The 21,370-nt window shown below is 67.0% G+C and carries 17 protein-coding genes; 9 read left to right on the top strand and 8 right to left on the bottom strand.

The features are described from left to right. Window positions 1-27: 27 nt before the first annotated feature. Both NF699_03535 and NF699_03530 read right to left on the bottom strand, forming a co-directional pair. A complete protein-coding gene (locus NF699_03535) occupies window positions 28-1,812 on the bottom strand; it encodes a lytic transglycosylase domain-containing protein (protein USU06978.1) in 1,785 nt (594 codons plus the stop codon). A 41-nt stretch (window positions 1,813-1,853) separates the two neighbouring features. Further along, window positions 1,854-2,582 carry a uracil-DNA glycosylase gene (locus NF699_03530; protein ID USU05781.1) on the bottom strand — a complete coding sequence of 243 codons (729 nt, stop codon included), beginning with the start codon at window positions 2,580-2,582 and terminating at the stop codon, window positions 1,854-1,856. Between the two features lie 164 nt (window positions 2,583-2,746). Here NF699_03530 and NF699_03525 point away from each other — a divergent pair, with 164 nt between their 5' ends. The 6 genes from NF699_03525 (at window position 2,747) to NF699_03500 (ending at window position 9,876) form a co-directional block, all read left to right on the top strand. Beyond that, window positions 2,747-4,381 (top strand): electron transfer flavoprotein-ubiquinone oxidoreductase, encoded by a 1,635-nt coding sequence (locus NF699_03525; protein ID USU05780.1) that lies wholly within the window; start codon window positions 2,747-2,749, stop codon window positions 4,379-4,381. After that, on the top strand, window positions 4,353-5,963 hold the full coding sequence (locus NF699_03520; GenBank protein ID USU05779.1) for a tetratricopeptide repeat protein: 1,611 nt from the start codon (window positions 4,353-4,355) through the stop codon (window positions 5,961-5,963). The genes NF699_03525 and NF699_03520 overlap by 29 nt, the downstream gene beginning before the upstream one ends. Further along, on the top strand, window positions 5,960-6,805 hold the full coding sequence (locus NF699_03515) for a 4-(cytidine 5'-diphospho)-2-C-methyl-D-erythritol kinase (protein ID USU05778.1): 846 nt from the start codon (window positions 5,960-5,962) through the stop codon (window positions 6,803-6,805). The genes NF699_03520 and NF699_03515 overlap by 4 nt, the downstream gene beginning before the upstream one ends. A gap of 222 nt (window positions 6,806-7,027) precedes the next feature. After that, window positions 7,028-8,068, top strand: a complete 1,041-nt coding sequence (recA, locus tag NF699_03510) for a recombinase RecA (protein ID USU06977.1) — start codon at window positions 7,028-7,030, stop codon at window positions 8,066-8,068. Window positions 8,069-8,401: 333 nt separating this feature from the next. Beyond that, entirely contained in the window at window positions 8,402-9,244 is an 843-nt protein-coding gene (locus NF699_03505; protein ID USU05777.1) for a class I SAM-dependent methyltransferase, read from the top strand. Then, entirely contained in the window at window positions 9,241-9,876 is a 636-nt protein-coding gene (locus NF699_03500) for a glutathione S-transferase (GenBank protein ID USU05776.1), read from the top strand. The genes NF699_03505 and NF699_03500 overlap by 4 nt, the downstream gene beginning before the upstream one ends. A gap of 9 nt (window positions 9,877-9,885) precedes the next feature. Here the strand turns inward: NF699_03500 and NF699_03495 are convergent, their stop codons facing one another. After that, a complete protein-coding gene (locus NF699_03495) occupies window positions 9,886-11,205 on the bottom strand; it encodes a dicarboxylate/amino acid:cation symporter (GenBank protein ID USU05775.1) in 1,320 nt (439 codons plus the stop codon). Between the two features lie 71 nt (window positions 11,206-11,276). Between NF699_03495 and NF699_03490 the strand changes: the two genes are divergently transcribed. The 3 genes from NF699_03490 to alaS are packed head-to-tail and all read left to right on the top strand — an operon-like array spanning window position 11,277 to window position 15,634. Next, window positions 11,277-12,533, top strand: a complete 1,257-nt coding sequence (locus NF699_03490; GenBank protein ID USU05774.1) for a Xaa-Pro peptidase family protein — start codon at window positions 11,277-11,279, stop codon at window positions 12,531-12,533. A gap of 11 nt (window positions 12,534-12,544) precedes the next feature. Continuing rightward, window positions 12,545-12,943: a hypothetical protein gene (locus NF699_03485; protein USU05773.1), complete on the top strand. Its 399-nt coding sequence runs from the start codon at window positions 12,545-12,547 to the stop codon at window positions 12,941-12,943. 45 nt (window positions 12,944-12,988) lie between these two features. Continuing rightward, window positions 12,989-15,634, top strand: coding sequence for an alanine--tRNA ligase (gene alaS / locus NF699_03480; GenBank protein ID USU05772.1), 2,646 nt, complete (start codon window positions 12,989-12,991; stop codon window positions 15,632-15,634). A gap of 170 nt (window positions 15,635-15,804) precedes the next feature. Here alaS and NF699_03475 read toward each other — a convergent pair whose 3' ends face one another. From NF699_03475 to yaaA, 5 genes are all read right to left on the bottom strand, one after another. Then, window positions 15,805-16,413 carry a hypothetical protein gene (locus tag NF699_03475; protein USU05771.1) on the bottom strand — a complete coding sequence of 203 codons (609 nt, stop codon included), beginning with the start codon at window positions 16,411-16,413 and terminating at the stop codon, window positions 15,805-15,807. A 96-nt stretch (window positions 16,414-16,509) separates the two neighbouring features. Then, the gene (locus tag NF699_03470) at window positions 16,510-16,863 is read right to left on the bottom strand and encodes a DUF952 domain-containing protein (protein USU05770.1); all 354 of its coding nucleotides are present in this window, start codon (window positions 16,861-16,863) and stop codon (window positions 16,510-16,512) included. Further along, window positions 16,860-19,685 carry a DNA gyrase subunit A gene (gene gyrA / locus NF699_03465; GenBank protein USU05769.1) on the bottom strand — a complete coding sequence of 942 codons (2,826 nt, stop codon included), beginning with the start codon at window positions 19,683-19,685 and terminating at the stop codon, window positions 16,860-16,862. Before gyrA ends, NF699_03470 begins: the two co-directional genes overlap by 4 nt. A gap of 142 nt (window positions 19,686-19,827) precedes the next feature. Continuing rightward, window positions 19,828-20,529, bottom strand: a complete 702-nt coding sequence (locus NF699_03460) for an SDR family oxidoreductase (GenBank protein ID USU06976.1) — start codon at window positions 20,527-20,529, stop codon at window positions 19,828-19,830. Beyond that, complete coding sequence (gene yaaA / locus NF699_03455) at window positions 20,526-21,266, bottom strand: peroxide stress protein YaaA (protein ID USU05768.1); 741 nt, start codon at window positions 21,264-21,266, stop codon at window positions 20,526-20,528. The genes NF699_03460 and yaaA overlap by 4 nt, the downstream gene beginning before the upstream one ends. Between the last annotated feature and the right edge of the window lie 104 nt (window positions 21,267-21,370).

Here is a 21,370-nt window from a genome sequence, read left to right as displayed (position 1 = left end):
GACGATGGTCTGCGCCGTCCGCTATTCTCAATCCTTCGACACCGTCGTCGATTGCGGCGAGACCCGTCCGTTCACCGCGATCGCGGTCGCATTCGGCCGCGCATTCATCCGTACCGCTGCCGCGCCGGGCAGGCCGGGGAAGCGCGGCCACATGCCCTGCGCCAGCGCCGACCGGCTGGCCGATGCCTTCCGTCCGCCCTGCGCCTCGTACATCCAGTAGTTGCGCAGCACCGTCGTGACGTAGCCGCGCGTCTCCCAATACGGAATGCTCTCGATATACAGCAAGGGATCGCCGCCATCGTGCACGATCGCGTTCCAGTCGCCGACGGGACGCGGGCCGGCGTTATAGGCCGCGATCACCTTGGGCAGCAGACCGCCGGTCACGCCCGCCATGTCGCGCAGCCGTTCGAGGTGGCGCTGGCCGATATCCATATTGGTCGCCGGTCTGGTCAACGCGCTCTTGTCGAGCGGCAGGCCCTTCTCACGCGAATAATCGGTCGCAGCGGCAGGCATGATCTGCATCAGACCATAGGCGCCGGCGGGGCTGACGACCTTGTTGCGGAACCCGCTCTCTTCCAGCGTGTGGGCGTAAACCAGCGCCTTGTCGACGCGCCAGCCGCTCGATGGCGTCCAGTTCGGCGTCGGATAGCGCGCCTCTGCGGTCGCGACGACGCCCTGCGGACAATTGTGGGCCAGCCAGACGGTGGTGGCGGGCAGGCTCAGCGCCTCGGCGACGCGCACCAGGCTGCCGAATTCGGACGGATCGCCGATCCGTGCCTGTTGCCGGATGACGCCGTCGGCCAGATCGGTTTCGCCGATCTCGGCCAGCGCCGCCGCGACGCGGAGGTTCGGCCGCTTGTCGAGCCGTGCCCAGTCCGCCGCGACCACCTGAGTCGACGGCTTGCCCTTGTCCTTGATCAACAGCGCCTGCCGCGACAACTGGCCGTAGAAGCTTTCGGAAAACTGCGCCGCCGATTGCAGCCGCGCCTGCACCTTGTCGGGCCGGCCGCACACCATGTCGGCGCGCGACGCCCAATAGAGCGCCGCCGCGCGCAGATCGACGTCGGTGGCGCGTGCCGCCACGCCCTCGAATCCCGTCTCGGCCGCGGCGCAGTCGTTCTGCCGCCACGCCGACAGCGATCCGGTCCAGCGGCCCTGTACCGCCCAGTCGCCCACGCCATTCGCCGCCTTCACCGCCATGCTGCGTGCGTTGGCGTCGTCGCCGGTCAGGAAGTACATCCAGGCGACCTTCGCCTGCCATTCGGTCTGCGCCTCGGGCGTCAGCCCCTGCGTGATCTCCAGCAACGCCTGCGCATCCGTCGCCATGTCCGCCTTGACGAACGGCTGCATCCTGGTCGCCAGATCGGCTGCGATTTCGTCGCTCTTCGTCGCCTTCGCGCGTACCCGCCGGGGCGCACCGTCTTGCCAGATCAACCGCTGCGCGAGGGGCAGGGGCGGGAGTTCGCTCGCCCCGCGCGCCTTCGCCAGTCGGGCGAGGTCCGCCGCCTGCGGCAGTTCGGGCGCTTCGTTGAGCACCGCCATCAGCGGCTCCAGCTCGATCCGCGGCGATCCCTTGGCGGTGTACAGCTCGGCCCGCGCAATCGCATGCAGCGGCCCGGGCTTCATCGCGTCGAGTCCGATCTGCGCATCCTGCCATTTACCGTCGCGGATCGCCTGAAACACTGCGCGATAGCCTTCGCGCTGGCCGGCATCGAGCTGGTCCGGAATGCGATCCGCGCCGCCGATCGCCGCGAGTTTGGCCTCGCCGGCTGGCTCGGGTCCGCTATCCGCCCAGGCGGGTGCCGCCGCCATCAGGCATGCGGCGGTTCCAATCGTCAGCGCCAGCTTGCGGGTCACGCGGATACTCCCCCCATCAGCAATTGCAGATCCTTCCACGCCTCGGCCTTCGCCGCGGGCTTCTCGATGAGAAAGCGCGGATGAAAGCTGGCGACCACCTCGGTCTCACCACGCTTATGGTTAAACCGGTGTAAAGACCCGCGCGTCCCGGGCATTTCCGCCCCCAGAATGGCACGGCTCGCCGCATTGCCGAGCAGCAGCAGCCGTTTCGGCGCGACCAGCCCGATATGGTGCTTCGAAATTTCCGCCAGCCGCGCCTCGACCTCGCGCGGCATCCGGCCCGCCACCGGTCGCTTTGCGCACACCGCGGCAAGGTGGATCGTCTCGCGCGACAGCCCGATCGCGGCGAGCATCCGGTCGAACAGCGCGCCGGTCGGGCCGGTCATCAGCATCCCCGCTGCGCCGTCGTCCTTGTCGGGGCAATCGACCAGCACCATCACCTGCGCCTCTGGCGGTCCGGCAGCGGTGATCGACACGCCGCGCCATTCGACCTCCGGCACCGCATCACCCATCCGCCACGCGATGAAATCCGCCAGCGTCTCGGGCAAGGCGGCAGGGATGTGCACCGGAGCGGCAGGGGCGACGAACGCCACCGGGGCCGCCATCGGTTCGGCCAGCCAGTCCCGTGGGGCGTCGTCGACGAGCACGTCGACGCCCGCCTCCTGCCACCAGTCGAGCGCGCTCGCCGCGCTGCTCATCCAGTCGAGATGTTGATCGGCCCCCACGCATTTCCTTCTCTGTAAGGTTGACGTTTCCGTCAACTTGTCCGATCGCGGTTCGGAGACGAGACGTTGTCGGCCTGCGCCTGACCGCTATCCCCCGGCGCCGACAACCGCAACCGTATCCGGGAGTGGATGAGATGACGACACGCGAATCCCAAAGAGAATCGATGCCTTATGACGTGGTGATCGTCGGCGCGGGCCCCGCGGGCCTGTCGGCGGCGATCCGTTTCAAACAGGTCGCGGCGGAGAAGGGCGCGGACCTCAGCGTCTGCGTGCTCGAAAAGGGGTCCGAGGTCGGCGCGCACATCCTGTCGGGCGCGGTGATCGACCCGCGCAGCCTCGACGAGCTGCTGCCCGACTGGCGCGACGACTGCCCGCTCGCCGAAGTGCCGGTGACCGAGAACCTGCACTGGGTCCTCTCGCCGAAGAAGAAGGTGACGCTCCCCCACCTCTGGACGCCGCCGTTCCTGCACAACAAGGGGACCTACACCGGCAGCCTCGGCAACCTCTGCCGCTGGCTCGCGGGCAAGGCGGAGGAGTTGGGCGTCGAGATCTTCCCCGGTTTCGCCGCCGCCGAGATCCTGTTCGACGAGCAGGGCCGCGTGAAGGGCGTCGCCACCGGCGACATGGGCGTCGCCCGCGACGGCACGCACAAGGGCGATTACACCCCCGGCCTCGAACTCCACGCCAAATATACCTTCTTCGCGGAGGGCGTGCGCGGTCACCTGTCGAAGGAGATCATCCGCACCTTCGACCTCGCGAAGGACGCGCAGCCGCAGGTCTACGGCCTCGGCGTCAAGGAATTGTGGGACATCGATCCCGAACTCCACAAGCCCGGCCGTGTTATCCACACGCAGGGCTGGCCCCTGGGCGACGACGCCAATGGCGGCGGCTGGCTGTACCATCAGGCGAACGGGCAGGTCAGCCTCGGCTTCGTGACATGGCTCAACTACAGCAACCCCTATCTCTCGCCCTTCTCGGAAATGCAGAAGTGGAAGACGCATCCGGAGATCGCCGCGATCCTGAAGGGGGCCAAGCGTGTGTCCTACGGCGCCCGCGCGATCAGCGACGGCGGCCTCCAGTCGATCCCCAAGCTCGTCTTCCCCGGCGGCGCGCTGATCGGCTGTTCGGCGGGCTTCCTCAACGTGCCCCGCATCAAGGGCACGCACACCGCGATGAAGAGCGGCATGATGGCCGCCGAAGCCGCCGCCGACGCGATCCTGTCGCAGCGCGAGCATGACGAGCTGACCGCCTATCCTGAAGCCTTCGAGAATTCGTGGGTGAAGAAGGAGCTGTCGATCGTCCGCAACGTCGTGCCGCTGGTCAAGAAGTTCGGCGATTTCGTCGGCTCCGGCCTGTCGGGCATCACGATGTGGCTCGAGCATTTCGGCATCAAGATGCCCTTCACCATGAAGCATCACCCCGACCATGAGTCGCTGTGGCGCAAGGACATGGTGAAGCCGCCGGTCTACCCGAAGGCGGACGGCGTGCTCACCTTCGACCGCCTGTCGTCGGTGTTCCTGTCGAACACCAACCACGAGGAGGACCAGCCGGTCCACCTGACGCTGCGCGACCCGAACGTGCCGGTCGAATACGACCTGCCGATGTACGACGAGCCGGCGCAACGCTATTGCCCGGCCGGTGTTTACGAGATCGTCGGACAGGAAACCGGCGACCCCAAGTTCGTCATCAACGCGCAGAATTGCGTCCACTGCAAGACCTGCGACATCAAGGACCCGACCCAGAACATCAACTGGGTCGTACCCGAGGGCGGTGGAGGCCCGAACTATCCCAATATGTAAGCGTCTGTTCCTCGCATCGGTCCTCAGCCTTGGCGCCATCGCGCCGGCCGGGGCCGATACGTCCCGTATCGCCGATTATGTAAAGGCGCGTGCCGCCGATGCCGACGGCAACAGCGCGCTTGCTGTGGCGGGCTATGCCAGCGCGCTGGACGACATGCCCGCCAGCCCCGTCGTGGCGGTACGGGCCTATCGCGAGGCTCTGGCGACCGGCGACATCGCGCTGGCCAGCCGTGCCGCAGCCGTGCTGCGTGCCAGCGCCGACGCACCCGCCGACCTGCCGTTGCTCCCCCTCGCACTTGCGGCGGCGCGAAACGATCCCGTCGGGGTCGAGGCCGCGACGAAGGCTCTGGCGTCGACACCACTCGGCGTCATGGCGCCATCGCTCCGCGCCTGGACGGCGTTCGTGCGTGGCGAGGATCCGGCGGCGCGGATCGGCATGGTCGCCACGGGCAAGGACGCCGTCACCCAGCGCCTCGCTGCCGAGACTGCGGCATTGCTCCAGATCGCCCGCGGCGATGTCGATAAGGGGCTCGCCACCGTACAGACCCTGCGCGAGACGGGATCGCCGATCGATCTGCGCCTGTCCGCCGCGCAATTGTTGTTCGGCAACGGTCACGCGGATGCGGCGCGTGGATTGCTGGCGGGGGGCGATCCGGTGTTTGCCGCGTTGCGCCGTGGCACGCCGGCAAAGGCGACACTGGGTTTCGGTGTGTCCCGCCTGCTCGGCCGGATTGCCAGCGACCTTGCGGAACAGGACGCCGCGACGCTGTCGATCGCGCTGTCGCGCACCGCGCTGATCGCCAACCCCGCCAACGACCGCGCCCGGCTGTTGCTCGCGTCGGCGCTGGCGAAGGACGATGCCCCCGATCGCGCGCTGGCGACGCTCGACGCCATGCCGCCGGACAGTCCCTTCGCGCCGACCGCGCTCGCCGCGCGCATCGCGATCCTGGCCGGCGCAGGCCGCGAAGCCGACGCGCTGGCGCTCGCGCGACAGGGCGCGGAGGGTTCCGGAGCGGGCACCGGCGACTGGCAGACCTACGCCGACCGGCTCACCGCAGCGGGCCGGCATGCCGAGGCGGTCCCGTGGTATCGCCGGATTCGAGATACCGATCCGGACGAATGGACCGCATGGTTGCAATACGGCGGTGCGCTCGAGCAGTCCGGCGATTGGCCCGCCGGGCGCAAGGCGTTGCAAAAGGCGGTCGAACTCGCCCCGAGCGAACCGCTGGCGCTCAATTATCTGGGCTATGCGCAGGCGCAGCGCGGGATCGACGTCGCGGCGTCGACGGCGATGCTGCAGCGGGCGCACGCATTGAAGCCGGACGACGGGTCGATCACCGATTCGCTGGGCTGGGCCTATTTCATCAACGGCGACATGGCGCGCGCGCTGCCGCTGCTGGAACGGGCCGCAGCGAGCGATCCGATCAATGCGGAGATCGGCGAACACCTCGGCGACCTGTACTGGACGATCGGCCGCCACTACGAGGCGCGCTACGCATGGCGCGCCGCCGCGCTCACCGCGCCCGCCGCGGATCAGGCGCGTCTCTCCACCAGAATCGTCCAGGGATTACCCGCCAAGTGATCGTCGAACGCGCGCCCGCCAAGATCAACCTCGCCCTCCACATCCGCCATCGCCGCCCCGACGGCTATCACGAACTGGAAACGCTGTTCGCCTTCGCCGCCGACGGTGACACGGTGACCGTGGTGCCTGCGACGGCGGACAGCTTCGCCATCACCGGCCCGTTCGCGGCGGCGCTGGCCGCGTCGGCGGAACGGGCAGGGGAGCCTGTTACGCCGAACCTCGTCGAGCGGGCTGCCTTCGCCTTCCGCGACACCTTCGGCATCGAACAGGCGCACGCGATCACCCTAGACAAGCACTTGCCAGTCGCCTCCGGTATCGGCGGCGGCTCGGCGGATGCCGCAGCCACGTTGCGCGCGCTCGCCCGGCTCCATGCCATCGCACCCGAAGACCCCCGCCTGTTCGTCATCGCCGAAGCGCTCGGCGCCGACGTGCCCGCCTGCCTGCTCGGCCGCACCACATTGGGCACCGGCAAGGGCGAGGCGCTTATCCCGGTGCACGGGCTTGCCGGAACCCCGCTGCTGCTGGTCAATCCGGGCGTCGCGGTCTCCACCGGCGCGGTCTTCGCCCGTTGGGACGGCCACGACCGCGGCGGCATCGCCACCGAAGGCGACCTCCTCGCCCGCGCCATCGCCGGCCGCAACGACCTGCAACCAGCCGCTCTGGAACTCGCCCCCGTGATCGCCGACGTGCTGTCGGCGCTGGCGGGATCCGAAGGCGTCCTCTTGTCCCGCATGTCCGGCAGCGGCGCGACATGCTTCGCGTTGTTCGAAAACGAACCTGCCCGAGACGCGGCCGCCAGGACGATGCCGCAGCATTGGGCGCTGGCCACAACCTTACTTTAAATTCCTCCCTCGCTTTAGCGGGGGCGGGGGACGCGCTTCCCGAAGAGACCACTGCAACGTAACGCAAGAAATCCGCAAACCCCGCAAAAATCAGCGAAGTTCCCCTCTTGTTCCACAGGAACAAACATCGTACATACGGAACAGATGCGTTGCCCCGTGCGCGCGCTTGCTCTAGCGAGGAACCTCCCGATGGCCGCCAATCTGAAAGTGATCGACACCGGCATGGCAACCGCAACCACCGACCGGCAGAAGGCGCTCGACGCCGCTCTTGCCCAGATCGACCGCGCCTTCGGCAAGGGCTCGGCAATGAAGCTCGGCGCCAAGCAGTCGATGGAGGTCGAGACGATCTCCACCGGATCGCTCGGTCTCGATATCGCACTCGGCGTCGGCGGCCTGCCGCGCGGCCGCGTGATCGAGGTCTATGGTCCTGAATCGTCAGGCAAGACCACGCTCGCGCTGCACGTCATCGCCGAAGCGCAAAAGGGTGGCGGCACCGCCGCTTTTGTCGACGCCGAACACGCGCTCGACCCGGTCTATGCCAAGAAGCTGGGCGTCAACATCGACGAACTGATCGTCTCGCAGCCGGATACGGGCGAGCAGGCGCTCGAGATCGTCGACACGCTCGTTCGCTCCAACGCGATCGACGTGCTCGTCGTCGACTCGGTCGCCGCACTCGTGCCGCGCGCCGAGATCGAGGGCGAGATGGGCGACAGCCACGTCGGCCTTCAGGCCCGCCTGATGTCGCAGTCGCTGCGCAAGCTGACCGGTTCGATCAGCCGCTCGCGCTGCATGGTGATCTTCATCAACCAGCTGCGCATGAAGATCGGCGTGATGTACGGCAATCCGGAGACGACGACGGGCGGCAACGCGCTGAAGTTCTACGCCTCCGTCCGCCTCGACATCCGCCGCACCGGCGCGATCAAGGACAAGGAAGAGGTGACCGGCAACGCCACCCGCGTGAAGGTCGTCAAGAACAAGGTCGCACCGCCGTTCAAGCAGGTCGAATTTGACATCATGTACGGCGAGGGCATCTCCAAGATCGGCGAGATCCTCGATCTCGGCGTGAAGGCCGGCCTCGTTGAGAAATCGGGCGCGTGGTTCAGCTACGACAGCGTCCGCATCGGTCAGGGTCGCGAGAATTCGAAGACCTATCTGCGCGAACATCCCGAAATGGCCGACCGCCTCGAAAAGGCGATCCGCCAGCGCACCGAAAAGGTCGCCGAAGAGATGATGACCGGCCCGGAAGCCGACGACGACATCTGATGCACCGTCATCCGATCAGGATGCACGAAGGGCTCGCCGGCAACGGCGGGCCCTTTTCGGTTGGTCGCATTCCAACCGCACCGTACCGTCAACTTCGACAACGTCCGCGTCCGATACTCCTGCAAGTGACGGAGCCCGGAGCCCCCGGCGCTTCCACGGAAACGATGGAATCCGGTTTCCCGGCGAAGGCCGGAGCCCGTCCTGCAACCCTGTCGATTCCGGTTCGAACCCATCCGCCGTGTCTCCGCGAAGGTGGGCATCCAGCACCGCGCTCCCGCCTCGGCAGGAGCGCAAGGCTGCGATGACACCGCCCCGCACTCCGAGGATCCCATCATGACCACCACCGCAGACTGGACCGGCCGCGTCGGCCAAACCTGGGCCGCGGAATGGCAGCGCACCGACCGCTCACTCGCCGATCTCGCCCGTCACCTCGACGCCGCCGTCCTCGCAGCGGCGCCGGACGCGCCGTTCCGCGCGATCGACATCGGCTGCGGCGCCGGCTCCACCAGCCTGTCGCTCGCGACCTCACGCCCCGATGCGCAGGTCGTCGGTGTCGACCTCTCCCCCGAACTCCTCGCCGTGGCGGTGACCCGAGGAGTGGCGCACCCGAACCTCACCTTCCGCCGGGGCGACGCATCCGTCGCAGCGCAGGAGCTTGCCCCCATCGACCTGTTCGTATCGCGTCACGGCGTCATGTTCTTCGCCGATCCCGCGGCCGTCTTCGCCGACCTCCATGACGTCGCCGCGTCGGACGCCCGGCTCGTCTTCTCCTGCTTCCGGGACCGTGCCGACAATCCATGGGCATCCGACCTCGTCGAACAGGTCACCGGTTCCCGTCCGCCGATCGCCTCCGGCTACACCCCGGGTCCGTTCGCTTTCGCCGATCCCGCACACACCGCCGCGATCCTCGAAACCGCCGGCTGGTCCGTGGATAGCTATGCCCGCGTCGACTTCACCTATGTCGCCGGCGCGGGCGAAGATCGGATCGACGACGCCGTCGCCTTCTTCCGCCGCATCGGCCCGCTCGCCTCGGCTTTAAAGACCGCCGCCGATCCTGCCGCCGCAACCGCGCGGCTCAAAGCCGCGCTCGAACGTTACAGCACCGGCAGCAGCGTCGCCTTCCCGGCATCGGCCTGGATATGGGGGGCGCGCGCCGCGAAGGGGAGAGAAGCATGATCATCGTCCACCATCTCGAAAACAGCCGCTCGCAGCGCGTGCTGTGGCTGCTCGAGGAACTCGGCCTGGACTATCAGATCAAGCGCTACGAACGGGATCGAAAGACGATGCTCGCGCCGCCCGAACTCAAGCGGATCCATCCACTCGGCAAGTCGCCGGTGATCGAGGATCTGGACGCGGACGGTGGCCGCGTCGTCGCCGAAACCGGCGCGATCGTCGAATATCTGGTCGAGAAGGCTGACGGCAAGCTCGGCACCCCCGCCCATCGCGACGCCGCGCTCCGCTACCGCTTTTGGCTGCATTATGCCGAGGGGTCGATGATGCCGCCGCTTCTGCTCAAGCTGGTGCTCGGCCGTATCCCGCTGATGGGCAAGCCGGCGATCAAGCGCATCCAGCCGATGATCGACGTCCACCTCGACTATGTCGAATCGGAGCTGGCGCAGCGCCCGTGGTTCGCCGGGTCCGAGATGACCGCGGCCGACGTCATGATGAGTTTTCCGATCGAGGCGGCCCGCAGCCGGGCCGGTCTCGATAATTCCCGCCCGGCGACGATCGCATGGCTCGACAAGGTCCATGCCCGCCCGGCCTATCAGGCCGCCCTCGCGAAGGGCGGCCCCTACGCGTATGCCTGATGCCTCGGCCTAGTGGCGGAAGCTGGTCGGTGCCGGCGGCTCCGGCACGTGCGCGGGGGCATGCGCCGGTTCGATCTCGGCGGGTTCGCGCGGATCGAACCCGCCCTCCCATTTCGCCACCACGGCGCTTGCGACCGCATTGCCGATCACGTTCGTCGCAGTCCGGCCCATGTCGAGGAAGTGGTCGATCGCCAGGATCAGCAGCAGGCCAGCTTCCGGAATGTCGAACACCGGCAGCACGGCGGCAATCACGACCAGACTGGCCCGCGGCACCGCGGCGATGCCCTTGGACGAGATCATCAGGAACAGCAGCATCGCGATCTGCGTCCCCAGCGGCATGTCAATGCCATAGGCCTGGGCGATGAACACCGACGCGAACGTCATGTACATCATCGATCCGTCGAGGTTGAACGAATAGCCCAGCGGCAACACGAAGCTCGCGATCTTCGGCGGCACACCGAACCGGTCGAGCGCTTCCAGCATCCGCGGGTAGGCGGCCTCGGACGACGCCGTGGTGAAGGCGACGAGCAACGGCTCGCGGACATAGCGCACCAGCTGCACGATCCGCGGTCCGATGAACAGGAAGCCGATCCCCAGCAGGATCGCCCACAGGATTAGCAGGGCAATGTAGAAGCTGCCCATGAAGAACGCCAACTGCCCGATCACCCCCGCACCGCGTTCGGCCAGCGTCGCGGTGACCGCACAGAATACCGCGATCGGTGCGACCCGCATGACGTAGTCGGTGATCTGCAACATGATCGCGACCAGTCCATCGACCGCCCGCACGATCGGCGCGGCGCGCTCGCCGACCGCGGTGATCGCCACGCCGACGAAGATCGAGAAGACGACGATCTGCAGGATTTCGTTGGTTGCCATAGCCTCGATCATCGATGCGGGGACGATATGGCTGATGAACTTGGCAAGGCTGAACGCCTCGGTCGACACGCCTGCATCCGCCGTCACCGGTGGCAGCGCCAGCCCGATGCCGACGCCCGGCTGGATCGCGTTGACCAGGATCAGCCCCAACCCCAGCGACAACAGGCTGGCGCAGACGAACCAGCCGATCGCCTTCGCACCGACCCGTCCCAGCGCCGCCGTGTCGCCCATCTGCGCGATGCCGCTCACCAGGGTCGCGAACACCAGAGGCGCTATGATCATCTTGATCAGGCGGAGGAAGATCGTCGTACCGATCGAGAAATAGCCGGCGATCGCCTTCAACCTTTCCGTCGCGGCCGGCGTGCCGTCGTCCAGCCAGCCGTTGATCGCCAGTCCCGTGACGATACCGAGTATCAGGCCGATCACGATAAACACAGTCAGCCGCTTGGCCATGCATGCACTCCCGAAATTACGGGCAGGGAAGGGGATTGCGGCCGCCGGGTCAAGCGCCGTATCGATCCATGATGGTCGTCACGCCTTCCCGCCGCGCGCTCCTCGCCGGTCTAGCCACGCTGCCGCTGCTGTCCAGCGGTGTCCTCCGCGCTGCCGAGCCCGACCTTTCGGAGCTGAAGGACCTTACCACCGGCACGGTCCCGATCGGCCCGGCCGAACGCGCCCGCCGCCTGTCCCGGGCGCAGTCGCTGATGCGGGCGAACGGCCTTGGCGCGGTACTGATCGAGCCCGGATCGTCGATGATATACTTCACCGGCGTCCGCTGGGGGCGTAGCGAACGCCCGACCCTCGCGATCCTGCCCCGCGAGGGCCAGCCGCTGATCGTCACGCCGTTCTTCGAGGAGCCATCGGTTCGCCAGTCGCTCGCGGTTCCCGCCGAGGTCCGTGTCTGGCAAGAGGACGGCGACGCGCTCGCCGTCGTCGCCGCCTGGCTGAAAGAGCGCCGCCTCGACCGTCTGCCGATCGGGATAGAGGAAACGGCCCGCGTCTTCATCCCCGCCGCACTCGCCCGGTCCGCGCCGGATGCCAGACAGGTCAGCGCCAACCCGGTCGTCCGCGGCTGTCGCATGATCAAGACGCCCGCCGAACTCGCGCTGATGCAGACCGCGACCGACGTGACGCTGGCGGCGTACCGCTGGCTTGCCCCCCGCATCGAATCGGGCTTGACCGGCGCGGAGATCGGCGCACTGATGAACGCAGCGACCGCGAAGCTCGGCGGCGACCCCGAATTCGCGCTCGCCCTCATCGGCCCGGCGGCTGCCCTGCCGCACGGCAGCCGCGACGTGCACCGCATCGCGCCCGACGAAATCCTTCTGATGGACTGCGGCTGCACCGTGCGGGGCTATCAGTCCGACGTCTCCCGCACCTGGGTGCCGAAGGGCCGCGCCACCATAGTTCAACGCAAGGTCTGGGACGAAGTCGCCAAAGGCCAGCAGGTCGCTCGTGCCGCGGCGAAGGTCGGGGCTACCGCGGGCAGCGTCGACGACGCGGTCCGTACCTTCTACACCGGCCTCGGCTACGGCCCCGACTACCGGCTTCCCGGCCTGTCGCATCGCACCGGCCACGGTATCGGCATGGATGGCCACGAACCGGTCAACCTTGTGCGCGGCGAAACAACGCGGCTTGCGCCCGGCATGTGCTTCTCGAACGAACCCGGCCTCTACCTGCCCGGCCACTTCGGCGTCCGACTGGAAGATTGCTTCCACATGACTGCCGACGGCCCCGTCTGGTTCAGTACGCCACCTGCTTCGATCGATCAGCCACTATGACGAAGGGAACGATGATGACGCCCACCACCTGCGGTACGATCCTGCTGCTGCTCGCTGCCGCAGCGCCTCTCACGGCGGCGACCCCCGTCCGCATGCCGGCCCGCGTCGGCGCCTGCGCGATGACCACGATCCGGAGCGTGTCGTCGCGGCTGGAGGACGGCGCGGGCAAGGCGGTGCCGGACAGCGGATCGGCAGTGACCCTCGCCAACGGTGTCTATGGCGTGTCCTATGACCAAATCCCCGCGGTGGATCGGTCCCGCCGGGGCGATCGCGCGCTGACCTGCCTCGTTCAATTGCCCAAGAACTGCCCGCCCGGCGACAAGCGCGGCCGCTGGTATACCACCACCAACCTACGCACGATGGCATCATGGACTTTACCCGATGCGCAGCACATGTGCGGCGGTGCGTAACGACCGCTTGAGGGGAGGGGCGCTCTCGCCTAAGTCGCTATCCCTATGACCTCGACCAACGACATCCGCCGCGGCTTTCTCGACTATTTCGCCGCGCAGGGGCACACGATCGTGCCGTCCGCACCGCTCGTGCCGCAGAACGATCCGACGCTGATGTTCGTCAACGCAGGCATGGTGCCGTTCAAGAACGTCTTCACCGGGCTCGAATCCCGGCCATATGTCACCGCGACCAGCAGCCAGAAGTCGGTCCGCGCCGGCGGCAAGCACAACGACCTCGACAATGTCGGCTATACCGCGCGCCACCACACCTTTTTCGAAATGCTCGGCAATTTCTCGTTCGGCGACTATTTCAAGGAACAGGCGATCCATCATGCGTGGACGCTGCTGACCGACGTCTGGGGCATTCCCGCCGAAAAGCTGACCGCCACCGTCTACCACACCGATGACGAGGCGCATGCGCTCTGGACCAGATACCTCCCCGACGAACGCATCATCCGCATCGCCACCAAGGACAATTTCTGGGCGATGGGCGACAGCGGCCCGTGCGGGCCGTGTTCGGAAATCTTCTACGATCATGGCGACCATATCTTTGGCGGTCCTCCCGGCAGCCCGGATGAGGACGGCGACCGGTTCGTCGAGATCTGGAACCTCGTGTTCATGCAGTACGAGCAGGACGCGAACGAGATCGTCGGCGAGCTGCCCAAGAAGTCGATCGACACCGGCATGGGGCTGGAGCGGATCGCCGCGGTGTTGCAGGGCGTCACCGACAATTACGACACGGACACGTTCAAGGCGCTGATCGCCGCCTCGACCTCGCTCACCGGCACCGATGCGGAGGGGCCGCGCAAAGCCTCGCACCGCGTCATTGCCGATCATCTGCGTTCATCGGGCTTCCTCGTCGCGGACGGCGTGCTGCCCGCCAACGAAGGCCGCGGCTATGTGCTGCGCCGGATCATGCGCCGTGCGATGCGCCACGCGCACCTGCTCGGCGCGAAGGAGCCGTTGATGCACCGGCTGGTGCCCGCGCTGGTGGCAGAGATGGGCGCGGCCTATCCCGAGCTCGTCCGCGCGCAGCCGCTGATCGAGGCGACGCTGCGGCAGGAGGAGACGCAGTTCCGCAAGACGCTGCAAAACGGTCTCAAACTGCTCGACGAGGCGACCGCAGGCATGCAGCCCGGCGATACGCTCGCCGGCGAAACAGCCTTCAAGCTCTACGACACCTTTGGCTTCCCCTACGACCTTACCGAGGACGCGCTACGGGCGCAGGACTTCCACGTCGACCGTGCCGGCTTCGACGCCGCGATGGCCGAGCAGAAGCGCGCCGCCCGCGCCGCGTGGAAGGGATCGGGCGCCAAGGCGTCCGACGACCTGTGGTTCGACATCGCCGAGGAATCCGGTTCGACCGAATTCATCGGCTATTCCGCCGACGTCGGCGAGGGCGAGGTCGTTGCGCTGGTAAAGGACGGCGCGCGCGTCGACCATGCCGCGGCGGGCGATACCGTTGCGATCATCGTGAACCAGACGCCCTTCTATGGCGAAAGCGGCGGGCAGGTCGGCGACACCGGCACGATTTCCACCGATGCCGGCCTGCGTGCGCATGTCAGCGAGACGTCGAAGCAGCTCGGTCGTATCTTCGTCCATCACGCCACCGTCGAGGCCGGTACGGTCGCGGTCGGCGACCCGGTGAAGCTCCAGATCGACGTGGCACGCCGCGCGCAGATCCGCGCCAACCATTCGGCGACGCATCTGTTGCACGAAGCGCTGCGGCAGCGGCTCGGCACGCACGTCGCCCAGAAGGGCTCACTCGTCGCGCCCGAACGCCTGCGCTTCGATGTGTCACATCCCGTTGGGATGACAGCGGACGAGCTGGCCGATGCGGAGGCGGCGGTGAACGCGCAAATTCGCGGTAACGGAACCGTCACCACCCGCCTGATGACCCCCGACGAAGCGATTGCCGAAGGCGCGATGGCGCTGTTCGGGGAGAAATATGGTGACGAGGTGCGTGTCGTCGGCATGGGTACGGAGGACGGCGGCAAGACCTATTCGATCGAGCTTTGCGGCGGCACCCACGTCAACGCGCTCGGCGATATCGGCCTGTTCAAGGTGGTGGGCGAGGGCGCTGTGTCGTCCGGCGTCCGCCGTGTCGAGGCCCTGACCGGCGAAGCGGCTCGCGCCTATCTCACCGCACGCGACGAACGCTTGCGCGAAGCCGCGACCGCGTTGAAGACCACGCCCGACGAGGTCCCGGCACGTGTGGTCGCATTGCTCGACGAACGGCGCCGGCTGGAGCGCGAACTCGCCGAGGCCAAGAAAGCGCTCGCGATGGGTGGCGGTGCGGGTGGCGCGGCTGCCGGACCGGAAGAGATCGGCGGCGTAGCCTTTATCGGGCAGGTGCTCGACGGCTTCGAGGCCAAGGGTCTGCGTGGCGCGGTCGACGACGCCAGGCAGCGGCTGAATGGATCGGGTATTGCGGTGATGGTCGCCGTAAACGACGGCCGTGCCTCGATCGCAGTCGGTGTCAGCGACGATCTGGTCGCGCGCTTCAACGCGGTCGACCTGTTGCGCAAGGCGGTGGCGGTGCTCGGCGGACAGGGCGGCGGTGGCCGGCCCGACATGGCGCAGGGCGGCGGCCCGGACGGATCGAAAGCCGCAGATGCGGTCGACGCAGTCCGGCAGGCACTGGCAGCGTAATAGCCCTCCGGGACAATCTGATACCCTTCGTCGCCCTAAGAACGCGCGCGGGTGGACAGAGAAATCTCGGTAACCGGAGACGGCGATACGGGTCGTCATGGGCTCCGAAGCCCAAATGAAAACGGGGAGGGCGTAAACCCTCCCCGTTTCACTTTGGTTGACCGAACCGATTACTTCGGTGCGGCACCGCTCGTGGCGGCACCGGCACTTGCGCCGGCCGTTGCCGCGGCAAGCTGGTCGGCCGTGATACCGACGATCACCTTGCCGCTCGCATCCGCCGAGAAGCCGGCGATCGGCAGCTTCACATCGCCCTTGGCGGTGGTGACCGTAACGAACTGATCATCGGCCGTCTTGATCGTGCCCAGCGATGCGCCGTTCAACCCGCTGACCGCGGTGCCCGGCGTCAGCTTCGCCTTCACAGCCGCCTGCGCCTGCGCCTGCGAACTGGCGACCGCGGCATCGAGGTCGGCCTTGGTCATGGCCATTGCAAAGCCCTTGTCGGTCTTGCCGATCGAGGTCGGCGGCACGGGGACCTGCGCGGTACCGGTGTTGAGCACGATCGCCTGTGGCGTGATGCTCGCGACGGTGCCGAGCGCGACGCCGGCGCTGTCGTAGATCGTCGCGCCTACGGTCGGAGCGGTGGCGGTCGCATCGGCCGATGTCGCGGCCTGTGCCGGAGCGCTTGCGGGCAACGCTGCACGGCCGGGTGTGGCTTGCTGTGCCAGAGCCGCGGCGGGCACCATCATCAGGCTGCCGATCGTCAGGGCTAGGGTACGCATGAGGATTCTCCATCTTCTGTCGTTGTGACAGGGTAACGATGGTATGTCCGATGCGGTTCCGCCCGCCTTTGTCGGCGAGCGGAGAGCCTAACGGGATCAGCCGGTTACAGGCAAACGGACTGTCCCGTCCTCATCTCGTTCCAGCGGCGAGTAGGCGATGACCGTTTCCAGCAGCAGTGGACCGTAGAGGTGCGGGAACAGCTGCCCGCCCCGCGATTCCTCCCATTTCAGCGAATCGCCGAAACTGCCGAGATCGACCGCGGCGACGTGCAGATCGCTCTGCCCGGCGAAATGCTTGTCGACGGTTTCGGTCAGTTGCGCTGCGGTCGACATGTGGAGGTAGCCATCCGTCAGGTCGACTGGTGCCCCGGGGAACGTCCCGTCGCGTTCCAGCGCCGCCATCTGCTCCGCGGTCAGGACCTTGTACGCGGTGGTAGGGAGGTCGCTCACGCCTCGTCCTCCCCGCCATCCGCGTCGCCGTCATCCGTCTCGTCGACCGCCTCGTCCATCGTCTGCGGTCCGGTGCCGTCGTCGACGATCAGCGCATCCCCGCTCGGCGTGGCGGGAGCATCGCCCAATTCCCCGGCAACGATCGCCTCGGCCTCGTTCTCGGGCTCTTCCTCCTCGTCGATCCGCGCGGCGGAGACGACATGCTCGTCCTTCGCCACGCTGAACAGCGTAACGCCCTGCGTGTTGCGGCCGGTGACGCGAACGTCGCCGACCGACATGCGGATCAGCTTCGCCTGATCGGTGACCAGCATCAGCTGCTCGCCCGAATGCGCCGGGAAGCTCGCCACCACCGGGCCGTTGCGTCCCGCCGAGACGATGTTGGTGATGCCCTGACCACCGCGGTTGGTGCGGCGATATTCAAACGCCGACGTCCGCTTGCCATAGCCGTTCTGGGTGACGGTCAGGATGAACTCCTCCGCCGCGGCGAATTCGGCCATGCGGTCGGGATCGAGCGTCGATTCGCGCTCGCCTTCCTTCCAGCTCGCCGCCTTCAGGTATAGTTCGCGCTCTTCGGCGGTCGCCGCAAAGCCGCGCAGGATCGACAGGCTGATCACCTCGTCGTCGCCGATCAGGCTGACGCCGCGCACGCCGGTCGAGGTGCGGCTCTGGAATTCTCGCACGTCGGTGGCGGAGAAGCGGATCGCCTTGCCGTTGCGCGTCGCCAGCAACACGTCGTCGGTCTCGGTCAGCACCGCGACGCCGATCAGCTTGTCGTCGGACCCCTCGTCGAAGCGCATCGCCAGCTTGCCGTTGGTCGGGATGTTGGCGAACGCATCCATCGCGTTGCGCCGCACCGTGCCGTTGGCGGTCGCGAACATGACGTGCAGGTCGCCCCAGCGCGTCTCGTCCTCGGGCAGCGGCAGCACGGTGGAGATCGTCTCGCCTTCCGCCAACGGCAGCAGGTTGATCATCGGCCGCCCGCGCGTCGCCGGCCCGCCCTCGGGCAGGCGCCAGACCTTCTTGCGATAGACCTTGCCGTGATTGCTAAAGAACAGCACCGGCGTGTGTGTCGAGGTGACGAAAAGCGAGGTGATCGCATCCTCTTCCTTTGTCGCCATGCCGGCGCGACCCTTGCCGCCACGCTTCTGCGCGCGGAACGCATCGAGCGGCGTGCGCTTGATATAACCCTGCACGGTGACGGTGACGACCATCTCCTCGCGCTCGATCAGATCCTCGTCGTCGATGCCGTCGGCGGCCGCGGCGATTTCAGTCCGGCGCGGCGTCGCGAAGATCGAGCGGACATCGACCAGTTCCTCGCGCATCACCTCGTACAGGCGGACACGATTGCCGAGGATTTCGAGCAGCGCAGCAATTGAATCGGCGAGGCCCTTCAGCTCGTCACCGATCTCGTCGCGGCCCAACGCGGTCAGGCGATGCAGGCGCAGATCGAGGATCGCGCGGACCTGCGTATCGGACAGCTTGTAACCGTCACCAACCTGGGTGCCCTCGACCGCCTCCACGAGGCTCAGATAGGGTGCAATCTCGGCGATCGGCCATTCGCGCGCCAGCAGTGCCGCGCGCGCTTCTGCCGGGCTGCCCGACCCGCGGATGATCCGCACCACCTCGTCGAGATTGGTGACCGCGATCACCAGACCCAGCAAGATGTGCGCGCGGTCTCGCGCCTTGTTCAGCTCGAACTTCGAGCGGCGGGTGATGACCTGTTCGCGGAACTGGACGAAGGCTTGGATGATGTCGCGGAGGTTCAGCGTTTCCGGGCGGCCACCGCGGATCGCGAGCATATTGGCGGGGAAGCTGCCTTGCGCGGGCGTGTGCCGCCACAATTGGTTGAGCACCACCTCAGGCGTCGCATCGCGCTTCAGGTCGATGACGATCCGCACCCCTTCACGGTTCGATTCGTCGCGGATGTCGCTGACGCCCTCGATCCGCTTGTCCTTGGCGGCCTCGGCGATCTTCTCGACCAGCGCATTCTTGCCCTGCTGGAACGGGATGGCGGTCAGCACGATCGACCGGCGGTCGCCGCGCGTTTCCTCGACGATATGCCGCGACCGCACGATGATCGAGCCGCGACCAGTGTGATACGCCGATCGCGCCCCGGCCTTGCCGAGGATGATCGCACCCGTCGGGAAATCGGGACCCGGTACGATTTCAATCAGCTCGTCGATCGTGATCGCCGGATTGTCGATATACGCAATGCAGGCGTCGACCACCTCGCCCAGGTTGTGCGGCGGAATATTGGTGGCCATGCCGACCGCGATGCCGCCCGCACCGTTGACCAGCAGATTGGGGAAACGCGCGGGCAGCACCTGCGGCTCGCGCTCGCTGGCATCGTAGTTCGGCTGGAAATCGACGGTATCCTTGTCGAGATCGTCCATTAGATAACTGGCAGACCGCGCGAGGCGCGCCTCGGTGTATCGCATCGCGGCAGGCGGATCGGGATCCATCGAGCCGAAGTTGCCCTGACCGTCGATCAACGGCAGCCGCATCGCCCAATCCTGGGTCATGCGCGCCAAGGCGTCGTAGATCGACTGGTCGCCGTGCGGGTGATATTTACCGATCACGTCACCGACGATGCGCGCGGATTTGCGGTACGGCCGGTTGAACAGGAAGCCGTTCTCCTGCGCGGAGAACAGGATGCGCCGGTGCACCGGCTTCAGGCCATCGCGCACATCGGGCAGTGCGCGCGCCACGATCACGCTCATGGCATAGTCGAGATAGCTCGACTTCATCTCGTCGACGATCGAGATCGTCGAAATGTCGCCGTTATGGGGGGTAGGTTCGGCGAGTGTCGTCTCGTCGGCCAAGGCAATACGCTTTCGGATTGTTACAGATGTGTGCCGATCATGTAGGACGCCGCGACGGGAAAGTCACGTGCGCGCAGGCACGCAGGCGCACGTACGCGAGGGCTTTTCGACCGCGTCTGGCGAGCCGCCTCCGCAGCCGGTCTCAGGGTGCGACTTCCTTGCCCTCGAAGTCGAACAGCTTGCCGCTGTCGGGCGCCTTCAGGCCGTCTATCACGTCGAGCAGCTGCGACGCCGCGCGCTCGGGCGTGAACAGCGTACCCGGACGCACGTTGCCCTGAAACGGTTTGGACAATGCCGTATCGACCGTCCCCGGATGCAGCCCGACGATGATCGAACGATCGTTGCGCCGCTTTTCCTCGATGCTCAGCGTCCGCACGAGCTGGTTGAGCGCCGCCTTGGCCATGCGATAACCGTACCATCCGCCCAGCCGATTGTCGGAGATGCTGCCGATCCGTGCGGACAGGAACGCGAACACGCTGCGGCCCTGCTTCGGCATGAGCGGCAACAGATGCTTGGCCACCAGCGCCGGCCCGATGGCGTTGACCGCCATCGTAGTCGCCAGCCACGCGGGGTCGAACTCGCGATAGCTTTTCTCGGGAGCATGCGCGTTGTCGTGAAGCAGGCCGGTCGCGACGATCACCAGCGACGGCGGCGGGCCGGCGGCAATCCGCGCGGCGGCGGCCGCGATGCTGACCTCGTTCGCGATGTCGATCCGGTCGTCGCCCGATCGCGACAGCCGGTGGACGACGCCGAACGCGTCCTCGTCGGCGATCGCGTCGGCCAGCGCCGCGCCGATCCCGCCGGAACTGCCGATTACCACGGCGCTCGTCATGCCCGCGCTCATCGCGCGAACCGCCATTGATCGTCCGTGCTCTCGTTCGCATCGAATGCATAGCCGGCGCTGTCGAACCCCCGCATCGCGTCGATATCGGTGATGCGATGTTCGATCATCCAGCGCGCCATCAACCCGCGTGCCTTCTTGGCGTGGAAACTCACGAAGCGGTCGCCGTCGCGAAAATCGACCGCGACCACGCGTACGCTGCCGGGCAATCGCGCCGCCACCGCCGCCCAATATTCCTGACTGGCCAGGTTCAGCACCACGTCGCTGCCATCCTGCGCTACGTCCGCAGCCAGTAGCGTCGCGATACGATCCCCCCACCAGTCGGTCAGTTTCTTGACGCGCGGCCCCCACCGCGTTCCCATCTCCAGACGATACGGACGCATCAGGTCCAGCGGCCGCAGCAGGCCATATAGACCGGACAGCAAGCGCAGATGATCCTGCGCGAACGCGATCGCCTCGTCCTCCAGCGTCCTGGCATCCAGCCCGGTGTAGACGTCGCCGTCGAAGGCGAACATCGCCGGGCGCTCCGGTGCATCGGCGAAATTGCGGAAGCGGTCGGCATTCAGCTTCGCCAGCGCCGGCGAGATGTGCATCAGTTCCGACAGCCTCTTCTGCGTCAGGTGCGATGCCGCCGCGGCAAGCGTCGTCGCCTCCGTGGCGAAGCGTGGCGTGGTCGGCGTGAGCGCCGGCAAAGGAGACTCATAGTCGAGCGTCTTGGCGGGGGAAAGGACGGCGATCATCGCATGTGCCGGTAGCCGCGCCGGACCCTGCGTTCAATCACCGTTCAGCGGGTCTACGGCAAACGGATGCGTCATGGCTTTGCTTGAACGGCCCGCGACGGACC

Source organism: Sphingomonadaceae bacterium OTU29LAMAA1 (genome assembly GCA_024072375.1).
Taxonomy (GTDB): Bacteria; Pseudomonadota; Alphaproteobacteria; order Sphingomonadales; family Sphingomonadaceae; genus Sphingomonas.
The sequence above is the reverse complement of the archived record's forward strand: the minus strand, read 5'-3'. Positions and strand labels throughout refer to the sequence as shown.

Bases quoted from the DNA above. Each gene is read 5' to 3' on its own strand.
- NF699_03535 (USU06978.1), bottom strand. From the start codon at position 1,812: ATGGCGGCGGCACCCGCCTGGGCGGATAGCGGACCCGAGCCAGCCGGC.
- NF699_03525 (USU05780.1), top strand. From the start codon at position 2,747: ATGCCTTATGACGTGGTGATCGTCGGCGCGGGCCCCGCGGGCCTGTCG.
- recA (USU06977.1), top strand. From the start codon at position 7,028: ATGGCAACCGCAACCACCGACCGGCAGAAGGCGCTCGACGCCGCTCTT.
- NF699_03505 (USU05777.1), top strand. From the start codon at position 8,402: ATGACCACCACCGCAGACTGGACCGGCCGCGTCGGCCAAACCTGGGCC.
- NF699_03500 (USU05776.1), top strand. From the start codon at position 9,241: ATGATCATCGTCCACCATCTCGAAAACAGCCGCTCGCAGCGCGTGCTG.
- NF699_03495 (USU05775.1), bottom strand. From the start codon at position 11,205: ATGGCCAAGCGGCTGACTGTGTTTATCGTGATCGGCCTGATACTCGGT.
- NF699_03490 (USU05774.1), top strand. From the start codon at position 11,277: ATGGTCGTCACGCCTTCCCGCCGCGCGCTCCTCGCCGGTCTAGCCACG.
- NF699_03485 (USU05773.1), top strand. From the start codon at position 12,545: ATGATGACGCCCACCACCTGCGGTACGATCCTGCTGCTGCTCGCTGCC.
- alaS (USU05772.1), top strand. From the start codon at position 12,989: ATGACCTCGACCAACGACATCCGCCGCGGCTTTCTCGACTATTTCGCC.
- NF699_03475 (USU05771.1), bottom strand. From the start codon at position 16,413: ATGCGTACCCTAGCCCTGACGATCGGCAGCCTGATGATGGTGCCCGCC.
- NF699_03460 (USU06976.1), bottom strand. From the start codon at position 20,529: ATGAGCGCGGGCATGACGAGCGCCGTGGTAATCGGCAGTTCCGGCGGG.
- yaaA (USU05768.1), bottom strand. From the start codon at position 21,266: ATGATCGCCGTCCTTTCCCCCGCCAAGACGCTCGACTATGAGTCTCCT.